Origin of the sequence: Aeromonas sp. S12(2024) (genome assembly GCF_041402305.1) — a bacterium.
Classification (GTDB): domain Bacteria; phylum Pseudomonadota; class Gammaproteobacteria; order Enterobacterales; family Aeromonadaceae; genus Aeromonas; species Aeromonas veronii.
Genome location: NZ_JBGLRB010000002.1, coordinates 320,246 through 340,582, shown reverse-complemented (window position 1 = coordinate 340,582; position 20,337 = coordinate 320,246). Strand labels below are relative to the sequence as shown.

Sequence of the window (20,337 nt, the reverse complement as noted above, 5' to 3'; positions counted from 1 at the left end):
AGGAAGTTGATGGGGTCTGGTGGCCTCCTCGGTCTTCAAAACCGATGTGAGCCGAGAAGGCTTTGGCAGGTTCGATTCCTGCCTCTTCCGCCAAATTTATCTATTGAACAAATACTCTCTCGCTGAGTTTATCTGCCCGAGTGTTATTTTCATCGCTTGTTCAATATGTTTGAAAGAATACCTTAAAAAAGGTGCTTGCCGCTTGCCAATATAATCCGGACTCAGGTTATCTCGCTGGCCAAAAAATAATTTATCAGCATCGATGCAGCATTAATTTATACCCGCTCATTGATGCATCCAATTTGCACTCATCCGCAAATCGCCAGCAGTGCCATAACCCGTCAGCTCGGCCTCTCTATCGGCAAACCGGTGCGCATCCCGAACCCACGCACTGCACTGGTAATCCCATGCCGAACTCGTCTCACGCGCCAGCCATCCCCCACCGCCAGCCCGCATCAGGTAAGGCTGCCGACGATTCACAGCCAGATTCTCAGCAACAGCCCGGCCAGCAACAAACGCGCCGTCTGCCGCAAGTGGAACAGCTGCTGCAGCAACCCTTTCTCGCCGGATTTATCGAGGCGCTGAGCCGCCCACTGGTGACTCAGGCGGTGCGCGACACCCTGAGCGAGCTGCGCCAGAGCGAAGATTTTCGCCAGCATGGCGTCGCCCCCGAGCAGATCGAGGCGCTGATTGCCAAACGCTGCCAACAGCAGTTGCGCCAGCGTCAAACCCGGGTGATCAACGCCACCGGCACCCTGGTGCATACCAATCTGGGGCGCTCACCATTAAGTCACGAGCTGTGGGACGAGGTGCGTGACCTCAACACCGGCTACAACAATCTGGAGCTGGATCTCGCCACTGGCAAGCGCGGCGGGCGCAAGGGGCTGATCGCCCCCCTGCTCCGTTGCCTCACCCAGGCCGAGGATTCGCTGGTGGTCAACAACAACGCCGCCTCGCTCTTTTTGCTGCTGCAGGAAGTGGCCAAGGGGCGCGAGGTGATCGTCTCCCGCGGCGAGCAGATCCAGATTGGTGGCGGCTTTCGCATTCCCGATATTCTGGCCCTCTCCGGCGCCAAACTGGTTGAGGTGGGCACTACCAATATCACTACCGCCAAAGATTACCTCGATGCCATCACCGATCAGACCGCGCTGGTGCTGATGGTGCACAGATCCAATTTCGCCATTCGCGGCTTTACCGAGTCCCCCGATATCGGCGAGGTGGCCCGCGCCCTGCCCGAACACGTGGTGCTGGCGGTGGATCAGGGCTCCGGCTTGACCACAGAAGAGTTTGCACCGGATGAAACCTCGGTGCGCCAGTACATCAAGGCGGGGGCGGATCTGGTCTGCTACTCAGGCGACAAGCTCTTGGGTGGCCCGCAAGCGGGCATCATCAGCGGCCGTAGCGACCTTATCAAGCGACTGGAAAAACACCCTATGATGCGCACCTTCCGCCCGAGCCGCATCGTCTACTCCCTGCTCGAACGCCTGCTCATCCACAAGCTCAACAAATCTCCCATCGGCGAAGGCATCGCCCAGCGCACCTTGAGCAACCCGGCCGCCATGCAGGCGAGAGCCTCCCGGCTGATGGCCGCCCTGCCCGGCTGCTTTGTGCCGGTCCCCGCCCAGCTGGTGGTGGGCGGCGGCACCTTGCCGGACGAGTTCTATCCGGCCCCTGCGCTCGAATGCACCGACCCGCGTCCGGCCCAGCAGTTGCTCGATGAGCTGCGCGAACTGCCGGTGCCGGTCATCGCCACCGTGCGCCAGCAGAAGGTGCTGCTCAATATGGCCACTCTGCTGCCGACCGAGATGGAGCTGCTGATCGCCCAACTCAGGGAATTGCTGCTGCCCACCCCGTTCAATGCAACAAATGCGACCGAGGAGCCCTGATCCCATGATCCCCTATCGCGCCGTTATCGGCCTTGCCGGCCACGTGGATCACGGCAAGACCCTGCTGATCAAGGCCATCACCGGCATCACCACCGCCCGTGCCCATGAGCAGGCCATCGGCATGACCCAGGATCTCGGCTTTGCCCACTTCGACGACGGTCAGGGCAACACCATAGGCGTCATCGACGTGCCCGGCCACGAGCGCTATATCCGCAATATGGTGGCGGGGCTCTGGAGTCTGGATCTAGTGCTGCTGGTCATCGCCGCCGACGAGGGGTGGATGCCGATGACCGGCGATCACCTGCGCCTGCTCAAGGCGATGGGGGTGCCACGCATCTTGGTCTGCATCAACAAGTGCGATCTGGTCTCCCCTGACGAGCTTTTGCTGTTGGAAGAGAGTCTGCTGGAGCGGGTGATGGACGAGAGCGGCATGGTGCCCGATATCGTCAGCGTCAGCGCCAAGACCGGCGCTAATATGGCTGCCCTGCACACCGCCATCGTGCGCCAGCTTGCCGATCTGCCAGCCTCACAAGCGGCTCGCGAACAGGGTGCCCCGCGACTGTATGTAGACCGGGTCTTTACCGCCAACGGCACCGGCACAGTGCTTACCGGCACCTTGCAGCAGGGCAGCCTCAAGGTGGGGGACAAGCTGCGCCTCTACCCCGCCGATCGGGAGGTGCAGGTGCGCTCCCTGCAGGCCTATCACCAGAGCGTCGACGAGATCGGCGCCGTCTGCCGGGTGGCGGTGGGCCTGAAAAAAGTGCCTCACAAGGAGGTGGCCCGCGGCCACTGCCTTACCAGCACCGCCGGTCAGTGCGAGGCGGCAACCCACCTTATCGTGCGGCTCAACGCCGAGAGCCTGAGCGGCAAGGCGTTACGCACGCAGGAAGTGGAAGTAGCCCTCGGCAGCTGGCATGGCCGTGCGCGCTTTGTACCAATAAAAGAGACCCGGCTGGCGCGGCTGATCTTTACCAGCCCCATCCCCTGCTTCTTTGGCCAGCCGCTTGCCATCATTCGTCACGGAAGCAGCGAACTGCTGCACGGCGCCCGCATCGTCTGGTGCGGCGACATCCATCCCGCCAGACGCAAGGCGCTGCACACCCTGCTGGGCGAGCTACCTGATGACTTGGAGCACTACAACCCGGCCACCCTGCAACTGGGGCTCAATGGCTATGTGCTGGCCAGCCGCTTTGACCAGCAGCCAGAGCAGATCCCCCCCCTCGGTGAGTGGCTGCTGGATAACTGCTGGCTGGCCCAAAGCCGCGACCAGCTGCTCGCCACGCTGGCCAGCGAACCGCTCAGCGCCGCCGAGCTGGCAACCCGCTTTGGCATCGCCCTGCCGGTCATTCAGGCCCTGCTCCAGCAGCTCAAGAGCGAGCAGCTTGTTCGCCTGCACCATGACAAGTGGCAGCAGGGCAGCGGCGAGTCGGAAGATGATTTGGGGGAAGAGGCGCAGCTGGTGCTCAAGGTGGTGCGAGATCAAGGCAAGGAGGGGTACGAGCCCGGTAAACTGGGCCCCGGCGGCGTGGAGCTGGACCCCTTTATCACCCGCAAGCTGCCCGCGGCCCTGCAGCAGGGCCTGCTACAAAAAGGCGCGTTGCAAAAGCAGCTGCGCAATCTGGCGCGACTCAAGTATCTGGTGCAGCTCGATGGCCCCATCTACTACGACGCCGCCCTTTACAACCAGATGGTCACCGCCGTGCTGGCGGGCCAGCAGGTGGGAGATCTGATCGACATGGCATCCCTCAAGGAGATCACCGGTTTGTCGCGCAAATACGCCATTCCGTTCTGCCTGCGCATGGAGATGGATGGCTGGGTGCGGCGCGAGGAGAACGAGCGCCGGGTGCTGCGTTTGCCGCAGACTCAAGATGAGATGGAGCCTGCATGAGCGCCACCATCGCCCCCGCTATCTCTCCCAATCCTGTGGCCAACCGGCTACGCCGCGAATTTCATATCGACGGGATCGTGCAGGGGGTCGGCTTTCGCCCCTTCGTCTATGGACTGGCACTGCGCCACGGCCTTGCCGGCTATGTGTTGAACGATGCCAACGGCGTCACCATCGGCGCCGAAGGATCGCCTGAGCAGCTCACAGCCTTTGCCCGCGAACTGCGGGAACTGGCGCCGCCGCTTAGCCGCATCGATCACTTCAGCGAGCGGGACCTTCCCCAAGAAGATAATCCCGATTACAACGACGCCTTTCATATCAAGGCAAGCCAGCAGCAGAGCGCGGCCACGGTCGCCATCTCACCGGATCAGGGGATGTGCGAGGCGTGCGCCCGGGATGTGGCCAACCCCAACGATCGCCACCACAACTACCCCTTTACCAACTGCACCCACTGCGGCCCGCGCTACACCATCATCCGCCGCCTCCCCTACGACCGCCCCCATACCGCCATGGCGGGCTTTGCCATGTGCCCGCGCTGCGCGGCGGCCTATGAAAACCCGCTGGATAGACGCTACCACGCCCAGCCGGTGAGCTGCCCCGAGTGCGGGCCCCATCTCAGCTGGCGCTCCGGCCGCGGCGATGCGCTGGCCGAGCGCGAGGATGCCCTGCAAGCAGCTGCCCGCGCCCTGCAAGCAGGCAAGCTTATCGCGGTCAAGGGAATGGGGGGTTATCACCTGATATGTGATGCCCGCAATGAACAGAGTGTTACCAGATTGCGAACGCTCAAGCGGCGCGCGCGCAAGCCACTGGCGGTGATGATGGGCTCCCTGGCCGAGGCCAAATTGCATGTCACCGGCAGCGAAGACGAGTGGAAGCTGCTCGCCTCTCAGGCCAGACCCATCACCTTGCTGCGCAAGCGCAAAAGCGATGATCGGCTCTCAGAATCACTACTGACAACCGCGCCGCTGGCCGAGGGGATCGCCCCCGGCATCCCCTACCTTGGGATCATGCTCCCCTATACCCCGCTCCATCAACTGCTGCTGGATGCCTGCGCCATGCCGTTGGTGGCCACCAGTGCCAATGGTCGCGGCAGCCCAATCCTTATCGAGTGCGAAGAGGTGGTCAGGGAACTCGGCCGCGAGATTGACGGCATTCTGGATCACAACCGTCCCATCCTGCACCCGTGCGACGACAGTCTGGTGCAGTGGACAGGCGGACGACGCCAAACTTTACGCCTCGCCCGGGGCTATGCCCCCTGCACCCCCAGCCTGAAACAGGCGGTCAAGGTGCCGCTGCTGGCGGTCGGGGCGCAACAGAAGAACCAGCTGGCGCTCGCCTTCGGTCGCCAGCGCATCTACAGCCCCTATATCGGCGATCTGCACAGCCTGCCGATGCAGGAGCACTTCGAGCAGACCCTGGCGACCTTTCGCGATCTCTACGATCTCAAACCCGAACTGCTGGTCTCGGATCGCCACCCGGGCTACCTCAGCCACCAGTGGGCCAAAAGCTATTGCCAGGATCAGGATGCAACCCACCTCGAGGTGCAGCACCATCACGCCCACCTGCTGGGGGTGATGGCCGAGCACGACATCACGGGCCCGGTGCTGGGTGTTGCCTTCGATGGCACCGGCCTTGGGGATGACGGTACCCTCTGGGGTGGCGAGCTGCTGCTGGCCGATGTGAAGGGCTTCGAGCGCGTTGCCCATCTCAGGCCGTTCAAGCTGATCGGCGGTGAGGCGGCCATCCGTGAGCCGGTACGCCAGCTGCTGGGGCTGCTGTTTGAATCGCATAGCCCTGAGCAGATCAGCGCCCTCGATATTCCGTTGATCAAGCAACTGCCCCTTGAGCGGATCAGCAACCTGCACCAGCTCTGGCATCTCGGTCGCAACGCCCCTTACACCTGCTCCATCGGTCGGCTGTTCGATGCGGTGGCGGCGCTCTTGGGGGTGATCGACACCCCCGATTACGAGGGCGAAGCCGGGCTCCTGCTGGAGGCAGCAGCCTTGCAGCTGGCCCCCGATGAACAGCCCTTCCCCCTCGCCTTTGATCTCAGCCAATCAGCGGAAGGGCCGCTGCAGATCGAGTGGGCCGAGCTCATCCATACCCTTGTCAGCGAGCGGCGCCAAGGCACCTCCACCGCCAGCCTGGCCGCCGGTTTTATCCGCGCCATCAGCAATCTGGTGGTTGCCCTTGCCGAACACTTCCCCGGCTATCCGGTGGCGCTGGGGGGCGGCGTCTTTCAAAACCGGGTGCTGATGGACCAGCTGGTGCCCGCTCTCGAAGCAGCCGGTCGGCAGGTATTGACCAGCGAAACCCTGCCGCTCAATGACGGTGGCATCGCCGCCGGTCAGCTCTGGTTTGCCATCCACCATCTTGCCACGCATCAGCCTGTCACAACCGGTTGTGCCACCTTGTCGGAGTCCTGAAATCCATGTGTCTATCCATCCCCTCTCAGGTGGTGCAGCTGCACCCCGAAGATAACTGCGTCACCGTCGATACCCTGGGGGTGCAGCGGCGCGTCAGCTGCATGCTGCTCGAGGAGCCCCTCCAGGTGGGCGACTATGTGCTGCTCCATATCGGCTTTGTGATGAGCAAGATTGACGAAGAGGAGGCGCAGGCCAGCCTCGAGAGCTTCCGCCAGATGGTGGCCCTGATGCCCAAACAGGATATCTTGCCATGCTGACCTTGAATGACCTGTTCCAGGGCTTTCGCCAGCCCGAGGTGATCCGCGCCCTCGCCGCCCAGATCACCGAACTCGCCAAAGATCTGCCCGAGCCGCTGCGGGTGATGGAGGTGTGCGGCGGCCATACCCACACCATCATGAAGTACGGCCTGCACCAGCTGCTGCCGGCCAGCATCGAGTTCGTTCACGGCCCCGGCTGCCCGGTCTGCATCATGCCCAAAGAGCGCATCGATCAGGCCATCGAGCTGGCGAGTCAACCGAATGTCATTCTGGTCACCCTGGGAGACATGATCCGGGTGCCGGGCTCCAAGGGCACGCTGGCACAGCAGCGGGCCAAGGGGAGCGATATCCGCCCGGTCTATGACCCCCTAGACGCCCTGCGTATCGCCAAAGAGAATCCGGAGAAAACCGTGGTCTTCTTCGCCATCGGTTTCGAGACCTCCACCCCGATGACAGCGGCGCTACTTGCTGCCGCTGAAGAGCAAGAGGTCGAGAATCTGCTGTTTCATATCAACCATGTGCTGGTGCCCCCTGCCATTCATGCGGTGATGGCCGACGGCGTTGCCAAGGTGAACGCCTTTATCGGCCCCTCCCACGTCAGCGTCATCACCGGCGCCGATATCTACCTGCCCATCGTCGATCGTTATCAGGTACCGGTGGTGGTGAGTGGCTTCGAACCGGTGGATGTGATGGAGGCGCTCTTGATGATGGTGCGCCAGAAGGTGGAGGGTCGCTATGCGCTGGAGGTGCAGTACAGCCGCGCCGTCACCGCCAGCGGCAATAAAGCCGCCCAGCGGCTGGTCGAGCGCTTTTTCGAGACCCGCGAGCACTTTCGCTGGCGAGGTCTGGGGGATATCAACGCCTCCGCCCTGCGCCTGCGCGATGCCTTTGCCAAGCGCGATGCGGAGCGTCACTTTGCCCTTAATCAGACTCCCATCGATGACCACAAGGCGTGCCAGTGCGCCGATATCTTGCGCGGCCTGGCCAAGCCAAACCAGTGCAAAGTCTTTGGCCGGGGCTGCACCCCGACCCAGCCCATGGGCAGCTGCATGGTCAGCTCCGAAGGGGCCTGCAATGCCTACTACCGATATATGGGGATCCAATGAGAGAAATTCAGTTAAGCCACGGCGGCGGCGGCGTCGAGATGAATCAGCTGATCAACCAGCTCTTCTTTCGCCACTTTGGCAACGAGATCCTGCTGCGCGGTGAAGATGCCGCCCTGCTGCCGGTGAGCGGCCCCGTTGCCTTCACCACCGACAGCTTTACCGTCTCGCCGCTCTTCTTTGAGGGGGGGGATATCGGCAAGCTGGCCATCGCCGGCACGGTCAACGATCTGGCCATGATGGGGGCCAAACCCGAGTATCTGAGCGCAAGCTTTATCATCGAGGAGGGCTTCCCCTACGCCGATCTGGCCCGCATCGTCGAGTCGATGGCTGCGGAGCTTGCCAAGAGCGGTGCCCGCATCGTCTGCGGCGACACCAAGGTGGTGCCCAAGGGGGCGGCCGACAAGATCTTTATCAACACCAGCGGGGTCGGCACTTTCCCTATGCCTCAGCAGAGCCGGGGCATATCGGTGCGAAACCTCAAGGCCGGTGACGCCATTCTGGTGTCGCGGGATATCGGCAGCCACGGCGCCTGCATCCTGATGGCCCGTGACGCCCTGCAACTGGGCTCCGATCTCAAGAGCGACTGCACCACCCTCTGGCCGCAGGTAGAAGCACTGCTAAAAGCGGGGATTACCCCTCACGCCCTGCGCGACGCCACCCGCGGTGGCCTTGCCGCCGTGCTCAACGAGTGGAGCAGCGCCTCCGGTGTTGCCATCGAACTGGAGGAGTCCGCCATTCCGGTGTGCGATCCGGTGCGCGGCCTGTGCGAACTCTACGGCTTCGAGCCCCATGATCTCGCCAACGAGGGAACCATGGTGCTGGCCCTGCCAGCCGAACAGGCGCAGGACGCGCTGGGCATCCTGCAGCAGTTCAACCCCACCGCCAGCCAGATCGGCGTGGTGCAGGCAAGCGATCGCCACAAGGTGATCCTCAACAACCCCTGGGGCAGTCGCCGTTATCTGGAGCTGCCGCAGGGGGAACTGCTGCCGCGGATCTGTTGATCGGCCATGTCATTCACTCAATTTCAGGGAAGAGTCACTGCTCCTCCCCATATCGGTTAAGGAGCCACCATGCACGAAATGTCTCTGGCCATGGCCGCCATTGATCTAGCGGCTGAACAGGCCACCCAGCGGGGCTTTACCAAGGTGACCGCCCTCTGGCTCGAGGTCGGCAGCTTCTCCTGCGTCGACCCGGGCACCATTGCCTTCTGTTTCGAGGCTGCCGCCAAGGGCACCGCCGTCGAAGGGGCCCAACTGCACTTTCAGCACCAGGCGGCAGAGGCCTGGTGTTACGACTGCAACCAGACGGTCACCCTCACCGAGCGCGGGCAGGCCTGTCCCGGGTGTGGCGGGTACAAATTACGAGTCGCGCAGGGTGATAGCCTGCGCATCACCGACATCGAGGTAAGTTGATATGTGTAGCGTATGCGGATGCGGCCAGGCGCGGATTGCCGGCCATGAGCACGATCATGAGCATCATCACGAACATGATCATAAGCACGACCATCATCATGCTCATGACGCCCATCACCATCATGATCACGAGCAGAGTGCGCCACGCACCCTGATCATTCACCACCACTATCACCATCAGGGAGATGTCCATCACCACTACCACGGGGTGCGGGCTCCCATAAGCCATGAGGGGCATGATCACCCCCATGAGCACCGCCATGATCACCCCCACGACCATCATCATGATCATGCCCACTCTCATGACCACGGCCATTCCCACGCGCATCCCCATGACCATGACCATGACCATGACCATGACCATGACCACCAGCAGGGTGATCTGCACTACGGCAAAGGGGAAGCGGGATTGTCGGTGCCCGGCATGGGGCAGCGTCAGCTGATCGCCATCGAGATGGATGTGCTGGCCAAGAACAATGCCTTGGCGGCCCATAACCGCGAACACTTCGACGAGGCGGCCCAGCTGGTGTTGAATCTGGTATCGAGCCCGGGTTCAGGCAAAACCACCTTGCTGTGCGAAACCCTGCGCCAGCTGGCCAACAAGCGCCCCTGCGCGGTAATCGAAGGGGATCAGCAGACCAGCGCCGATGCGGATCGCATTCGTGCTACTGGCGTCCCTGCCGTGCAGATCAACACCGGCAAGGGCTGCCATCTGGATGCCAAAATGGTCCACGACGCCTGCCACCAGCTGCCCGCCAATGAAGGGGGCATCCTCTTTATCGAGAACGTGGGCAATCTGGTCTGCCCCGCCAGCTTCGATCTCGGCGAGAAGTACAAGGTGGCGATCCTCTCCGTCACAGAGGGGGAAGAGAAGCCGCTGAAATACCCGGACATGTTTGCCGCCGCCCAGCTGATGGTGATCAACAAGATCGATCTGCTGCCCTACGTCAGCTTTGACGTGGCCCGCTGCATCGAGAACGCCAAACGGGTCAACCCCTATATTCAGGTGATCCAGGTCAGCGCCACCACAGGCGAAGGGATGGATGCCTGGCTCAACTGGCTGGCCAGTGCCTGAACCGGTTAAACGCCACTGATAGCGGTAGAAAACAAGAGAGGGAGGCTGATGCCTCCCTCTCTTTATCTGCGCACTTTGCCAACGGTTCTCTCTGTACAGAATGGCCAGCGTTTCATACTCGCATCCCCTCACCCTGGCCCTCTCCCCAGGGAGAGGGAACCGGTTTAGCATGCTGCAACTATACGACGCCCTCAAACTCCTCAGGGGGCGCTTCGAGCATAACAACCAGCCATATTTTCAAACCCCGAGATTTTCCAAAACCTAAACCCCGAGCCTGGCGAAATGGCACCGTCTGCCCCCTTCTCCCCTTGCGGGAGAAGGGCTGGGGATGAGGGGGAACTAACTATCAGGCCGCATTTTCAGCCAATACACCAGTCACGGGCTGCACCTCCCCAAAGCGCAGCACCCGATGGCAGATCTGGCGTAATAATGCCTGCTGGTGACTGAAGATCACCATGCCAAGCCCGCGCTGCTCGCATTCAACCATCAACTCCCGCCAGAGCTGACGCTGTATTTGCGGATCCAGCTGGGCGGTCACCTCGTCGGCAACCAGCAGACGAGTGCGAGGATCGAGGGCGCGCAACAGCGCGATGCGGGCCAGCTCGCCACCGGAGAGTTGACCGGGTTTACGACCAAGCCATTCAGGCTTGACCATAAAGCGGGCCAGCATGGCGTCATCGGGGCGCCATACATCCCAGAGCGCCTGCCCTGTGGTGCGATAGGGATTGAAGGTCAGTTCCGGATGCTGGGGCACCAGCTGGATGGGGTTATAACCTTTTACCTGTTCAGGTACTGGCTGCCCATCCAGCAGGATCTGCCCGCCAGCCCCAACCGGTTGCCAACCGGCCAATACCCGCCCCAGCGTGGTCTTACCATGGCCGCTGGGGGCAGAGATACCGAGCCGCTCCCCCGCTTTCACCGTCAGCGATAACCCCTGCCAGAGGGGGCGTTCCCCCTGGGCGATGGTGAGATTTCGTACTTCCAACATCAGGAGACCTCCGGCACAGAGAAGAGCGCATTGAACTCGGGCAGCGCCTGCCAGTGGGCGCGGAGCATCTCGCTCCCCTGCCCCTGGCGCAGATGGTGGCAGCTCAAGGTATCGCTCACCTGCCCCTGATGCAGCGCCACAATGCGATCGGCAAAGCGAGCCGCCAGCGCCAGATCGTGGGTCACCCAGAGGATACCGTTGCCCTGATTGGCCAATTCACGCAACTGGCCGAGCAGCAGACAGGCCAGCCCCTCGTCGAGCCAGGCGGTGATCTCGTCTGCCAGAATGTAGCGAGCACCGCCGAGCGCCGCAGTACAGGCCAGAATGCGCTTGGCCATGCCACCGGAGAGCTGGCGCGGATAGCGATCCAGAGTGGCAGCAGGCAGCTGGTAGCGCAGCAGCTGCTCGCCGAGCCGCTTGCGAGAACCGCTCTGGCCGCAGAGACGTGCCGCACGCCCCAGCTGGCGCTCCACCGTCAGCAATGGATTGAGGGCGCTTACTCCCTGTGGCACATAGCAGAGAGTGTGACCGCGCAGACGGGCGCGGCTGGCATCGCACAGAGGTGTGCCATCGAGGGAGATGCTGCCGCGCATGCGCAGATTGTCCGGCAGCAATGTCAGGGCGCTTTGCAGCAACAGGCTCTTGCCCTCGCCGCTCCCCCCCACCAGCGCCACTATCTCCCCCGGCGCCAGTTGCAGGCTGATATCGGTCAGCAAAGGCTGCCAGCTGCGCCGCCCCAGCCAGGAGTAGTGGACCGCCTCTATGGTCACCTGATCAAAACTCAGCATGGTTCACTCCTGTGCCACAACAGCTGTTGCAAGGCGCGGGTAGCCTGATCAAACAGCAGAACCAGCAGCAGCAACATCAGCCCCGGGAAGAGGGCCAGCCACCAACCGCCACCAGTCAGATAACGCAGGGCATCGGCCAGCAGCAGACCCAGCGAGGCCTCGTGGGCCGCCAGACCAAAGCCGAGAAAGCTCAAGGCCGCGCTGTGCAGTACCGCATGGGGAAACATCAGCAGGGTGCCGATAAACCACTGGGGCAACAGCCCCGGCAACAGGTGAGTACGCCAGCGACGCAGCGCCCCCATCCCCTGACAGCGGGCCAGCACCACATAGTCGCTGCAGGCGATCCGCCGCGCCTCGGCGCAGAGAATGAGCGCCAGCTTCGGCCAGTGGGTGAGTGCCACCGCCAGGATCACCCCGCGCATGCCGCCCCCCACGGTAAAGCAGATAAGGATCAAGAGCAGCATATGGGGCAGCGCCAGCATGGCGTCGATCACCATTCGCACCGCCGCATCACATCTGGGGTGAACGAGCGATACGCTGGCCGCCACCATGGCCAGCAACCCGCTGCAGAGCGCAGTGCTGATGCCAAGCTCCAGACTGGTGAGGGTGCCCTGAAAGGCGCGCAACCAGAGATCCCGCCCCATCTGATCGGTGCCGAACCAGTGGGTCAGCGAGGGAGGTTGCTGGCGCGCCAGCAGATCCATCGGCACATCCTGATGAGAGAGGCTCCAGCCGTAAGCAGCCAGCAGCGTCAATCCTAGCAGGGCAAAACCCAGCCGCAGTATGGAGGGTAACGGATTAAACAGCATGCTCACCCTCCCAGCCACGATTGATGCGCGCCAGCAGCAAACTGGCCACCGTATTGCCAATAAAGACCAGCAGGGTACAGAAGAGCACGATTCCCATCAGCAAGGGGATATCCCCCCGCAGCCCCGCATCCACGGTGGCCTGGCCGAGCCCCGGATAGGAGAAGACCTTCTCGGCCAAGAGCGAGCCGCCAATCAGCTCGCCAAGGGAGGCAAACTGCAGGCAGAGCGCCGGGGTCAGGGCGTGGCGCAGCACATGAAAACGCAGCATGGGCCAGCCGCCATCCCCCTGAGCGCGGGCGTAGCGGATAAAGTCGCTCTCCAGCACCTCGGCCACCCGCGCCCGGGTATGCAGGGCAATGTTGCCCAGTCCGAGCAGGGCGAGCGTGGTGACCGGCAGCAGCAGATGGCGCGCTCGCATAGCCCAATCTGCCTCATCGGCGGAGAGGCCCGGCGTCCAGGCGCAGCAGACTGGCAGTAGTGGCCAATGCACCGCAAACAGGGCGAGCAGCAACAGGCCGACCCAGAAGGTGGGCAGGGAGGCGAGCAGATAGGCAAAACGGCAAATCAGGCGATCGGGCCAACGATTGAGATAGCGACCGGCGCAGAGGCCAAGCAGAATGCCGAAAAAGCCGGAGAGCAGCCAGGCGCCCGCCAGCAGCAGGAAGGAGGCAGCAAAACGCTGGCCAATGACCTCACCCACAGGCGCGTTGTAGAGCATGGAGTAACCGAGATCCCCCTGCAGCACCTGGGTAAACCAGTGCCAGTAGCGCAGCCAGAGCGGTTGATCCAGCCCCCAGCGAGCGGCGATGCGGGCGTACTGTTCCGGCGGCACATGGAGCAGATCGTTGCCGATATAGGCCTTGATGGGGTCGATGGGGGAGTAACTCAGCAGCACAAAGGTGGCGACAGAGACCAGACAGAGCAGCCCTGCCAGACGCAGCAGGGCTTTTAGCAACAGATAACCTGAATGACTCAAGGGCGAACTTACCGGCACGTCCACCGCCAATCCTGCAGGTTGTTGAGCAGGGACCAGCTACCGTGGATTTCCGGCGCCCCCTTGCCAAGATCGATGCAGCGGTTGGCGAGATAGGTGTGCTGCACGTTGAGCAGCCAGGCCCAGGCGGCATCTCCCTGCACTCCGGCGCCGGTTTTGCCATCCCACTCCACCTGCTGCCAGAACGGCACGGCCGCCTGCCAGTTTGGGGCATCCAGCGCCTGCTTGAGGTGGCCATCCACCACAGCGTTGCTGTAGTAGCCCGGGTTGTAGAACTCTACACCACCGGAGCCGCTCTGGTAGTGGTGATAGAGCTCCATGGGATCCAGACTCCCCCACCCCATCAGTACCGGGTTGGCGTGCATTTCGCGCTCCACCTGCTCCCAACTGCCGGACTTGAGGCTCACCTCAAGGCCAATGGGTTTAAGCATGGCCCGCACCGCTTCCGCCAGATCCCGACGGGTGCTGTCGCCACTGGTGTACCAGAGGGTAAAGCCGGCGCGCAGCTTGCCCTTGTGGCGAATGCCGTCACTGCCCATCTTCCAACCCGCCTCGTCGAGCAGGGCATTGGCGTGGGCGACATCCCCATCCTTGAAGGCGGTGGCTTTGTTCAGCCAAGGCAAGCCTTCTACCGCGCTGTAGGCGGGGATGGCATGTCCTTCCAGCAGCTGGTCGGCCAGCAGCTTGCGGTCGATGGCGTAGTTGATGGCGCGGCGCACCGCCACATCCGAGGTCACGTCGTTGCCGATGGGATAACCCTTGGCATCTTTTTTACCAGCAGCAGGAATGGGGAAGACGATGCCGCGGTTCTCCACACTCGGCCGCACCCAGAGCTTGAGGGAAGAAGGCACGCTGGGCGCCAGCGACGGGGCAATGCGCACCACATCGAGCTGGCTACTCTGGGCAGCAGCATAGGCGCTCTCTTCATCGATAAAGACAAAGACCAGCCGCTTGAAGTCATTGCTGCCGCCGGCGTAAAAGGGGTTCGACTCCACCACCAGCTGTTGACCGGGCAGGAAGCTTACCAGCCGGTAAGGGCCGGCACCGACCGGTTTTTGGGCATAGGCTTTTGCGTCGTAATCCTGCTTCGACACTATCCCCAAGGATCCCAGCACGTTGACGAAGGTGCTCTGAGGGGCGCTAAGAGTGATGGCCACCTCGGTGGGCGAGAGCACCTTGGCCGAGACAAAGTTGCCCATGTCGATCTTGCCGCCACCCTTGGCGGCGCTGTTGTAGGTAAAGGCCACATCCTCGGCGGTGAGCGGCGCGCCGCTGGAGAATTTCAGGTCAGGCCTGAGGGTAATGAGCCACCCCTTGCCATCCTTGTTCGGGGTCACAGCCTGGGTAAGCACATTCTGCCAGCTGAGATCGGCGTTCTGCTTGAGCAGCGGGCTATGCAGCAGCAGGTAGCTGCCGTGGCTCCAGCCGAGCAGCGGGTCAAACCCTTCGGTGGGCTCACTGCCGATGGCGAGCTTGAGTTCGGCAGGCACAGGTTGGGCGGCGGCCAGCGCCGCGTGAGAAGCGGTGCCCAGCAGCAGGGTCAACAGGGCGGTAGCGCTGGATCTGGCGTAATGGCGAAGGGAATTGCGAGAAACAGTCATGGGGATCCTTCTTGTTTTGTACCACTCACGGATCATCACGCAAAAAAGAGGCGGAATGCGTGTCTGAACATGGGAGTGAGGGGCCAAAATGGCCCCCTATTCTAAACTTGATTTCGCGTGAAACCTAGCGACTATGCCGGTTGACCGCGCCGGGCACCGAATAGCCGTCTGCGGCCCAGATCCACGCCGCCAGCCCCTTGCTGCACCGGCAAGGAGAGCAGCATCTTGAGGGTGCTGCTCACCAGTGAGCGCCCCTTCACGGCACCGAGATGGGGATCGAGCGGCGACATCAGGGAGCAGGACAGCAGCTGACCACTTTCGGGCAATTCACCCACCATAAAGGTCATGTTGCCGCAGGGGAGCTGCAGGGCGAGTCGATCGCTGCTGCTGCGCACCGGCCAAAGCTGATCCGGCCCCGGCAGCACCACCACGCTCAGCATCCAGGGGGTGAGCACACAGCCGAGCCACTGACCTTCAAACAGCACGCACTCCGCAACGATTGGCATGGTGGCGTGATAGAAGGGCAGTCCTTGCATCTCTTCCCTGGCGATCCGCTCATACTGGGCCACCAGCAAGGGCGCGGGATTGGTGGCAAAACCGGCAAACTCCTGTGCCGTCTCCGGTACTCTCTCCAGCACTCTCTCAGCCTCGCTTAAATGGGACTGCGCCATAGGCCCTCCCGCGCTTGTTCAGCTTTCTCCTGCTCAGAGAGCGGGATGGCGGGGGCACCGACACTGGCCAGCAGGGTCAAAATCCGAACCGTCGCCTCCCCCATGGCCGCCGCCACCTCAGGGGTAAGGCCGATGCGCGGTTCGAGGGATTCAGGCTCTATGCCGATTAGAGTGAGCCGCTTGGGCGACTCCCCCGTCATATGCAGCGCCGAGAGCACGTCCGCCAGCCCCAGCTGGTGCGGGGAGATCTTGCGGCCAAACAGGGTCGGGATCTCCTCATCTTTCAGAGTCACTACGGTGCCCGGCGGATTACCGCTGCGCACCGCATCAACCAGAATGATGTGATCGCGACTGGCCATCGCTTCGAGCAACTCCATGCCGGCGGTACCGCCGTCGAGCAGCTCGATGCCGGGGGCGAAACGGTAGTTGCGCCCCAGCCCCTCAACGATGCGCACGCCGACGGCCTCGTCACTCAAGAGCAGGTTGCCCACGCCCAGGATCAAGGTGTTCATCACAGCACCTTCACCTGAGTCGTTTCACCATTTTGGGTATCCACCACATGCACAGCGCAGGACATGCAGGGGTCGAACGAGTGGATGGTACGCACCACCTCCAGCGGCTTGGCCGGATCGGCTACCGGGGTGCCTACCAGAGATTGCTCGTAGGGGCCGGGCTCGTCGTTGAAATTGCGCGGGCCCGAGTTCCAGGTCGATGGCACCACCGCCTGATAGTTCTCGATCTTGCCGCCCTTGATGACGACCCAGTGGGAAAGCATGCCGCGCGGCGCCTCTTCAAAGCCCACCCCGCGAAACTCCTTGTCCGCCGGGATCTCCGCCTTGATATAGGCGGTGGTATCCCCCTTGCCGATGTTGTCCACCAGCGCCTTCCACTGGTGCGCCAGGGTATCTTTGAGCACGCAGCAGCGCACCGCACGGCCGATGATGCGGCCCATGGTGGAGTGCAGCTGTTCAGTCTTGATGGCAGAGCCGGTGAGCGCCTTGTAGATGCCGTTCAGCTGATCGAAATGCGCCACCGTCTCCGGGTGTTTGGCGGCCAGCTTGACCAAGAGGTCTGCGAGCGGCCCCACCTCCACCACCTTGCCGTAGAAGGTGGGGGATTTGACCCAGGAGTATTTGCCATCATCCTGCCAGCCGGTGTAATTAGGCTCGGTCTTGCCCTCCCACGGCTTGAGGGGCTCGTCATCCTTGTACCAGGCGTGCTTGTTGCTCTCGGCGATGCCCTCCATCAGCCAGCCATCCTGATGGCTCTCGATGGGGCGATAACCCGCCAGATTGCCATTCTCGATATAGCCGCCCGGCATCAGGAAGCTACCACCGTTGGCGTCGGTGGGGAGCTCCGGCACGCTCAGGTAGTGCTTGGCCCCCTGCCCCAGACTCAGCCACTCGGGGTAGTGGGCAGCGATGATGGCGGCATCCACCTTGTAGACCTGCTCGATAAACTCGCCAAGCCGGTCGATAAAGCTCTTCACATAGAGCAGCCGCTCCAGGTTGAGCACGCTCGGTGCATCCAGATTGATGGGGTTGGCCACGCCGCCCACCGCCAGATTCTGGATGTGTGGGCTCTTGCCACCGAGGATGGCGACGATGCGGTTGGCATCGCGCTGGCACTCCAGCGCCTGCAGGTAGTGGGCCACGGCGATGAGGTTTACCTCCGGGCTCAGCTTCATCTCCTTGTGACCCCAGTAACCGTTGGCAAAGATGCCGAGCTGGCCGCTCGCCACCAGCGCGCGGATCTTGTCCTGCACCTTGGTCAGTTCATCGGCACTGTTGAGGGACCAGGTTGATACCCCCTTGAGCATGTCCGCCGCTTTTTGCGGATTGGCCTCAAGGGCCGCGGTGATGTCCACCCAGTCCAGCGCGGAGAGCTGGTAGAAGTGGACGATGTGATCGTGGATGTTGTGGGCCGCGATGATGAGGTTGCGGATAAACTGGGCGTTGACCGGCACCTTGGCGCCGATGGCGCTCTCCACCGCCCGCACCGAGGCGATGGCGTGGATGGAGGTACATACCCCGCAGATGCGCTGCACTATCATCCAGGCATCGCGCGGGTCGTTGCCCTTGACGATCTCCTCCATCCCGCGCCACATGGTGCCGGACGACCAGGCTTTGGTCACTTTTCCGCCTTCGATTTCGCAGTCGATACGCAGGTGCCCCTCAATGCGGGTGATGGGGTCTATGGTGATACGTTGGCTCATACGTTGGTTTTCCCTCGGGCCTGATAATCTTGGTGAACACGTTCAAGTGATGGCAGTACCGGCAGCAGCCGGATCAACAGCAAATAGGCACACACCTCGATGGCAACAAAGCCCAGAGAGATCAGCACCTCCTCCGCAGAGGGGAAGTAGTGGTAGCCATTGCCGGGGTTGAAGGCGAGCAGGGAGTAATCCAGCCGCCAGAGGGCGGCGCCCAGCAGCATGCTGAGGGCCCCCAGGAACAACATGCGCGAATCGCGGCGGCTCTTGTCCCAGTGGAACACCAGCAGCGGGAAGATCATCAGCGCAATCTCGCTCCAGAACATGATGGAGAAGCGATTGAACTCGGAGAGATACTCCGACTTGTCGTGGATGACGATCTCGGCAAAGCGCAGCGCCACAAACAGGATCAGGAAGATATCGATCACCTGGGTCAGCTTGTAGAAGAGCGACTTCTCGTTGGGGCCACGCCCCGCCAGTCCCGCCTGCACCAGAGAGCCCTCAAATACCACGATGGAGAAGCCCATGATAAATGCGGTCAGAAGCGAAAAGACCGGCAGCAACTCGTAGCTTTGCCAGAGCGGATGGATCTTCTCCCCCGCGACGATCATCAACGAGCCCATGGAGGATTGGTGCATGGTGGGCAGCAGAGCCCCCAGCGCCAGCACGAAGAACATGATCTTGTTGAGGCGAATGAGCGACGCCTTCCAGCCGAACTTCTCCAGCAGCACGGGCGCAAACTCCAGCGCCATCACCCCGATATAGATGGTCATGCAGACCGCCGTCTCGAACAGCACCGAGGAGGTGTTGAAGTGACCGGGCAGGTAGAAGTACGGCAGGTTCCAGTAACGGCCCACGTCGATGGTGATGGAAAGGCCGCCCAGCGAGTAGCCAAACAGGCTCGCCAACAGGGCTGGTCGCACCAGCGGGTGATACTCGCCCCGGTTGAACACATAGACAGCCCAGGCCAGCGCCCAGCCGCCACAGGCGAAACCGGTACCGATCAAGAGATCGAACGAGATCCAGAGCCCCCAGGGGTAGCCGCCATTCAGATCGGTGACAGAGCCCAGCCCGAAGACGAGGCGCTTCAAGATCAACATGCCGCACAGCACGGCAAAGGGGGCCAGCACCAGCACAGGCCAGCTGACCAGCTTGCCGCCGAGGGGATACGCCTTGTGGTTACTCATGATCCTTGCCTCCCTTTGTGGTGCCCTGATCCTTGATCTGCGCACGCCCCTGATCATGGCCATCATCGTGATGATGATCGTGACCATTCTTGGTGTTGCGGCGAATGAGCACCGAAAGGCCGGTCAGCACCACCATGGGCAGCACCATCCCCTTGTAGAGGGTGTGCTGGATATGCTCGGAGCGGGCACCGGAGGAGAGCTCCGGCAAGTCGGGCATGTCGAGCCTGGTATAGGGCACCCCGGCCAGCACCAGCACCTGGGTGCCGCCCCCCTCCTTCTCGCCATAGACGTAAGGCTGGTAGTTGGGCACTTCGTGCAGGTAAGGGTCGTTGGCAGAGAGGGTCTGGCGCGGATAGGCGTACTCGCTGCCCGGCTTTGCCAGCAGGCGGCGCTTGGCCTCGGCCATCAGCTCCTCGCGGGTGCCGAAGATCACGGCGCCGGTGGGGCACACCTCGACACACCCAGGCAACTTGCCCTGATCGATCCGCTCAAGCCCCTTCTGGTTGCAGAGCTCGCACTTGTGGATCGCCCCCAGCGGATTGTCGTAGTCATATTTGGGCACATCGAACGGGCAGCCCACCATACAGTAGCGACAGCCGGTGCAGACGCTCGGGTCGTAGTGAACGATGCCGGTCTTGGGATCTTTTTTAAGAGCCTGCACCGGGCAGACAGAGACGCAGTTGGGATCGACACAGTGCATGCACTGCTTCTTGATGTAGGCATAGCCATCCACCAGCTGATCCTTGTGCTCGCCAGTGCCGCTCTTCCACACCTGAATGATGTTGTTGGTGTAGGGGGTCAGCTTGTCGTTGTTGGACCAGGTTTGCGCCCCGGCTGGATTGGCCGGATTGCCGTTAAGGCGCTGGCACTCCGCCACACAGGCCTGACAGCCGACGCAAAGGGTAGAGTCATACAACATGCCGAGCGCGCCGGGAATGGGCGGCTTGTTCTTGGCCGCTGCCAGTGCGGTGCCGGGTACGGCTGTGCCCGCCGCCAGCGCACCGACGGAGGCGAATTTGAGGAAGTTGCGTCTGTTCACG

Annotated in this window: 18 protein-coding genes, 1 tRNA gene and 1 pseudogene; 9 read left to right on the top strand and 11 right to left on the bottom strand. The window is 62.3% G+C overall.

Going from position 1 to position 20,337, the window contains the following annotated elements; all coding sequences use genetic code 11:
* Nucleotide 1 precedes the first annotated feature (1 nt).
* The 8 genes from ACB035_RS03435 to hypA all read left to right on the top strand — a co-directional run bounded on the left by ACB035_RS03435 (nucleotide 2) and on the right by hypA (nucleotide 8,972).
* Nucleotides 2-93: transfer RNA gene (locus tag ACB035_RS03435), tRNA-Sec, on the top strand.
* A gap of 314 nt (nucleotides 94-407) precedes the next feature.
* Complete coding sequence (selA, locus tag ACB035_RS03430; protein ID WP_371166688.1) at nucleotides 408-1,886, top strand: L-seryl-tRNA(Sec) selenium transferase; 1,479 nt, start codon at nucleotides 408-410, stop codon at nucleotides 1,884-1,886.
* A gap of 4 nt (nucleotides 1,887-1,890) precedes the next feature.
* Entirely contained in the window at nucleotides 1,891-3,774 is a 1,884-nt protein-coding gene (gene selB, locus ACB035_RS03425) for a selenocysteine-specific translation elongation factor (RefSeq protein ID WP_371166687.1), read from the top strand.
* Nucleotides 3,771-6,197: a carbamoyltransferase HypF gene (hypF, locus tag ACB035_RS03420; protein WP_371166686.1), complete on the top strand. Its 2,427-nt coding sequence runs from the start codon at nucleotides 3,771-3,773 to the stop codon at nucleotides 6,195-6,197. Before selB ends, hypF begins: the two co-directional genes overlap by 4 nt.
* Nucleotides 6,198-6,202: 5 nt before the next feature.
* Complete coding sequence (locus tag ACB035_RS03415) at nucleotides 6,203-6,454, top strand: HypC/HybG/HupF family hydrogenase formation chaperone (protein ID WP_040065728.1); 252 nt, start codon at nucleotides 6,203-6,205, stop codon at nucleotides 6,452-6,454.
* Nucleotides 6,448-7,560 (top strand): hydrogenase formation protein HypD, encoded by a 1,113-nt coding sequence (gene hypD, locus ACB035_RS03410; RefSeq protein WP_203119019.1) that lies wholly within the window; start codon nucleotides 6,448-6,450, stop codon nucleotides 7,558-7,560. The genes ACB035_RS03415 and hypD overlap by 7 nt, the downstream gene beginning before the upstream one ends.
* A complete protein-coding gene (hypE, locus tag ACB035_RS03405; protein ID WP_371166685.1) occupies nucleotides 7,557-8,561 on the top strand; it encodes a hydrogenase expression/formation protein HypE in 1,005 nt (334 codons plus the stop codon). Before hypD ends, hypE begins: the two co-directional genes overlap by 4 nt.
* Before the next feature lie 69 nt (nucleotides 8,562-8,630).
* Complete coding sequence (gene hypA, locus ACB035_RS03400; protein WP_371166684.1) at nucleotides 8,631-8,972, top strand: hydrogenase maturation nickel metallochaperone HypA; 342 nt, start codon at nucleotides 8,631-8,633, stop codon at nucleotides 8,970-8,972.
* Here the strand turns inward: hypA and ACB035_RS03395 are convergent.
* Nucleotides 8,950-9,360 carry a hypothetical protein gene (locus ACB035_RS03395; RefSeq protein WP_371166683.1) on the bottom strand — a complete coding sequence of 137 codons (411 nt, stop codon included), beginning with the start codon at nucleotides 9,358-9,360 and terminating at the stop codon, nucleotides 8,950-8,952. The genes hypA and ACB035_RS03395 overlap by 23 nt on opposite strands.
* On the opposite strand from ACB035_RS03395, the pseudogene hypB reads away from it, so the two are divergent.
* A pseudogene (gene hypB, locus ACB035_RS03390) lies at nucleotides 9,274-10,047 on the top strand (hydrogenase nickel incorporation protein HypB); the annotation flags it as partial. The gene ACB035_RS03395 and the pseudogene hypB overlap by 87 nt on opposite strands.
* Before the next feature lie 346 nt (nucleotides 10,048-10,393).
* On the opposite strand, the gene ACB035_RS03385 reads toward hypB, so the two are convergent.
* The 10 genes from ACB035_RS03385 to hybA form a co-directional block, all read right to left on the bottom strand.
* On the bottom strand, nucleotides 10,394-11,035 hold the full coding sequence (locus tag ACB035_RS03385) for an ATP-binding cassette domain-containing protein (protein WP_371166682.1): 642 nt from the start codon (nucleotides 11,033-11,035) through the stop codon (nucleotides 10,394-10,396).
* Nucleotides 11,035-11,823, bottom strand: coding sequence for an ATP-binding cassette domain-containing protein (locus ACB035_RS03380; protein WP_323935216.1), 789 nt, complete (start codon nucleotides 11,821-11,823; stop codon nucleotides 11,035-11,037). The genes ACB035_RS03385 and ACB035_RS03380 overlap by 1 nt, the downstream gene beginning before the upstream one ends.
* On the bottom strand, nucleotides 11,817-12,632 hold the full coding sequence (locus tag ACB035_RS03375; RefSeq protein ID WP_371166681.1) for an ABC transporter permease: 816 nt from the start codon (nucleotides 12,630-12,632) through the stop codon (nucleotides 11,817-11,819). Before ACB035_RS03375 ends, ACB035_RS03380 begins: the two co-directional genes overlap by 7 nt.
* On the bottom strand, nucleotides 12,622-13,632 hold the full coding sequence (locus ACB035_RS03370; protein WP_371166680.1) for an ABC transporter permease: 1,011 nt from the start codon (nucleotides 13,630-13,632) through the stop codon (nucleotides 12,622-12,624). Before ACB035_RS03370 ends, ACB035_RS03375 begins: the two co-directional genes overlap by 11 nt.
* A complete protein-coding gene (locus ACB035_RS03365; protein WP_371166679.1) occupies nucleotides 13,617-15,227 on the bottom strand; it encodes an ABC transporter substrate-binding protein in 1,611 nt (536 codons plus the stop codon). The genes ACB035_RS03370 and ACB035_RS03365 overlap by 16 nt, the downstream gene beginning before the upstream one ends.
* A 131-nt stretch (nucleotides 15,228-15,358) precedes the next feature.
* Nucleotides 15,359-15,898, bottom strand: coding sequence for a hydrogenase-2 assembly chaperone (gene hybE, locus ACB035_RS03360; protein WP_371166678.1), 540 nt, complete (start codon nucleotides 15,896-15,898; stop codon nucleotides 15,359-15,361).
* Nucleotides 15,880-16,410: a HyaD/HybD family hydrogenase maturation endopeptidase gene (locus tag ACB035_RS03355; protein WP_371166677.1), complete on the bottom strand. Its 531-nt coding sequence runs from the start codon at nucleotides 16,408-16,410 to the stop codon at nucleotides 15,880-15,882. The genes hybE and ACB035_RS03355 overlap by 19 nt, the downstream gene beginning before the upstream one ends.
* Nucleotides 16,410-18,113 carry a hydrogenase 2 large subunit gene (hybC, locus tag ACB035_RS03350; protein ID WP_371166676.1) on the bottom strand — a complete coding sequence of 568 codons (1,704 nt, stop codon included), beginning with the start codon at nucleotides 18,111-18,113 and terminating at the stop codon, nucleotides 16,410-16,412. Before hybC ends, ACB035_RS03355 begins: the two co-directional genes overlap by 1 nt.
* Nucleotides 18,110-19,297: a Ni/Fe-hydrogenase cytochrome b subunit gene (gene hybB, locus ACB035_RS03345; protein WP_371166675.1), complete on the bottom strand. Its 1,188-nt coding sequence runs from the start codon at nucleotides 19,295-19,297 to the stop codon at nucleotides 18,110-18,112. The genes hybC and hybB overlap by 4 nt, the downstream gene beginning before the upstream one ends.
* Nucleotides 19,290-20,336 carry a hydrogenase 2 operon protein HybA gene (hybA, locus tag ACB035_RS03340; RefSeq protein WP_371166674.1) on the bottom strand — a complete coding sequence of 349 codons (1,047 nt, stop codon included), beginning with the start codon at nucleotides 20,334-20,336 and terminating at the stop codon, nucleotides 19,290-19,292. The genes hybB and hybA overlap by 8 nt, the downstream gene beginning before the upstream one ends.
* Nucleotide 20,337: the final 1 nt, after the last annotated feature.

What these genes read in the sequence shown, in the direction of transcription:
- hypD (WP_203119019.1), top strand. Translation starts at nt 6,448, where the DNA reads ATGCTGACCTTGAATGACCTGTTCCAGGGCTTTCGCCAGCCCGAGGTG.
- ACB035_RS03385 (WP_371166682.1), bottom strand. Translation starts at nt 11,035, where the DNA reads ATGTTGGAAGTACGAAATCTCACCATCGCCCAGGGGGAACGCCCCCTC.
- selB (WP_371166687.1), top strand. Translation starts at nt 1,891, where the DNA reads ATGATCCCCTATCGCGCCGTTATCGGCCTTGCCGGCCACGTGGATCAC.
- ACB035_RS03415 (WP_040065728.1), top strand. Translation starts at nt 6,203, where the DNA reads ATGTGTCTATCCATCCCCTCTCAGGTGGTGCAGCTGCACCCCGAAGAT.
- hybB (WP_371166675.1), bottom strand. Translation starts at nt 19,297, where the DNA reads ATGAGTAACCACAAGGCGTATCCCCTCGGCGGCAAGCTGGTCAGCTGG.
- ACB035_RS03380 (WP_323935216.1), bottom strand. Translation starts at nt 11,823, where the DNA reads ATGCTGAGTTTTGATCAGGTGACCATAGAGGCGGTCCACTACTCCTGG.
- hybC (WP_371166676.1), bottom strand. Translation starts at nt 18,113, where the DNA reads ATGAGCCAACGTATCACCATAGACCCCATCACCCGCATTGAGGGGCAC.
- hybE (WP_371166678.1), bottom strand. Translation starts at nt 15,898, where the DNA reads ATGGCGCAGTCCCATTTAAGCGAGGCTGAGAGAGTGCTGGAGAGAGTA.
- selA (WP_371166688.1), top strand. Translation starts at nt 408, where the DNA reads ATGCCGAACTCGTCTCACGCGCCAGCCATCCCCCACCGCCAGCCCGCA.
- ACB035_RS03375 (WP_371166681.1), bottom strand. Translation starts at nt 12,632, where the DNA reads ATGCTGTTTAATCCGTTACCCTCCATACTGCGGCTGGGTTTTGCCCTG.
- hypA (WP_371166684.1), top strand. Translation starts at nt 8,631, where the DNA reads ATGCACGAAATGTCTCTGGCCATGGCCGCCATTGATCTAGCGGCTGAA.
- hypE (WP_371166685.1), top strand. Translation starts at nt 7,557, where the DNA reads ATGAGAGAAATTCAGTTAAGCCACGGCGGCGGCGGCGTCGAGATGAAT.
- ACB035_RS03355 (WP_371166677.1), bottom strand. Translation starts at nt 16,410, where the DNA reads ATGAACACCTTGATCCTGGGCGTGGGCAACCTGCTCTTGAGTGACGAG.
- hypF (WP_371166686.1), top strand. Translation starts at nt 3,771, where the DNA reads ATGAGCGCCACCATCGCCCCCGCTATCTCTCCCAATCCTGTGGCCAAC.
- ACB035_RS03365 (WP_371166679.1), bottom strand. Translation starts at nt 15,227, where the DNA reads ATGACTGTTTCTCGCAATTCCCTTCGCCATTACGCCAGATCCAGCGCT.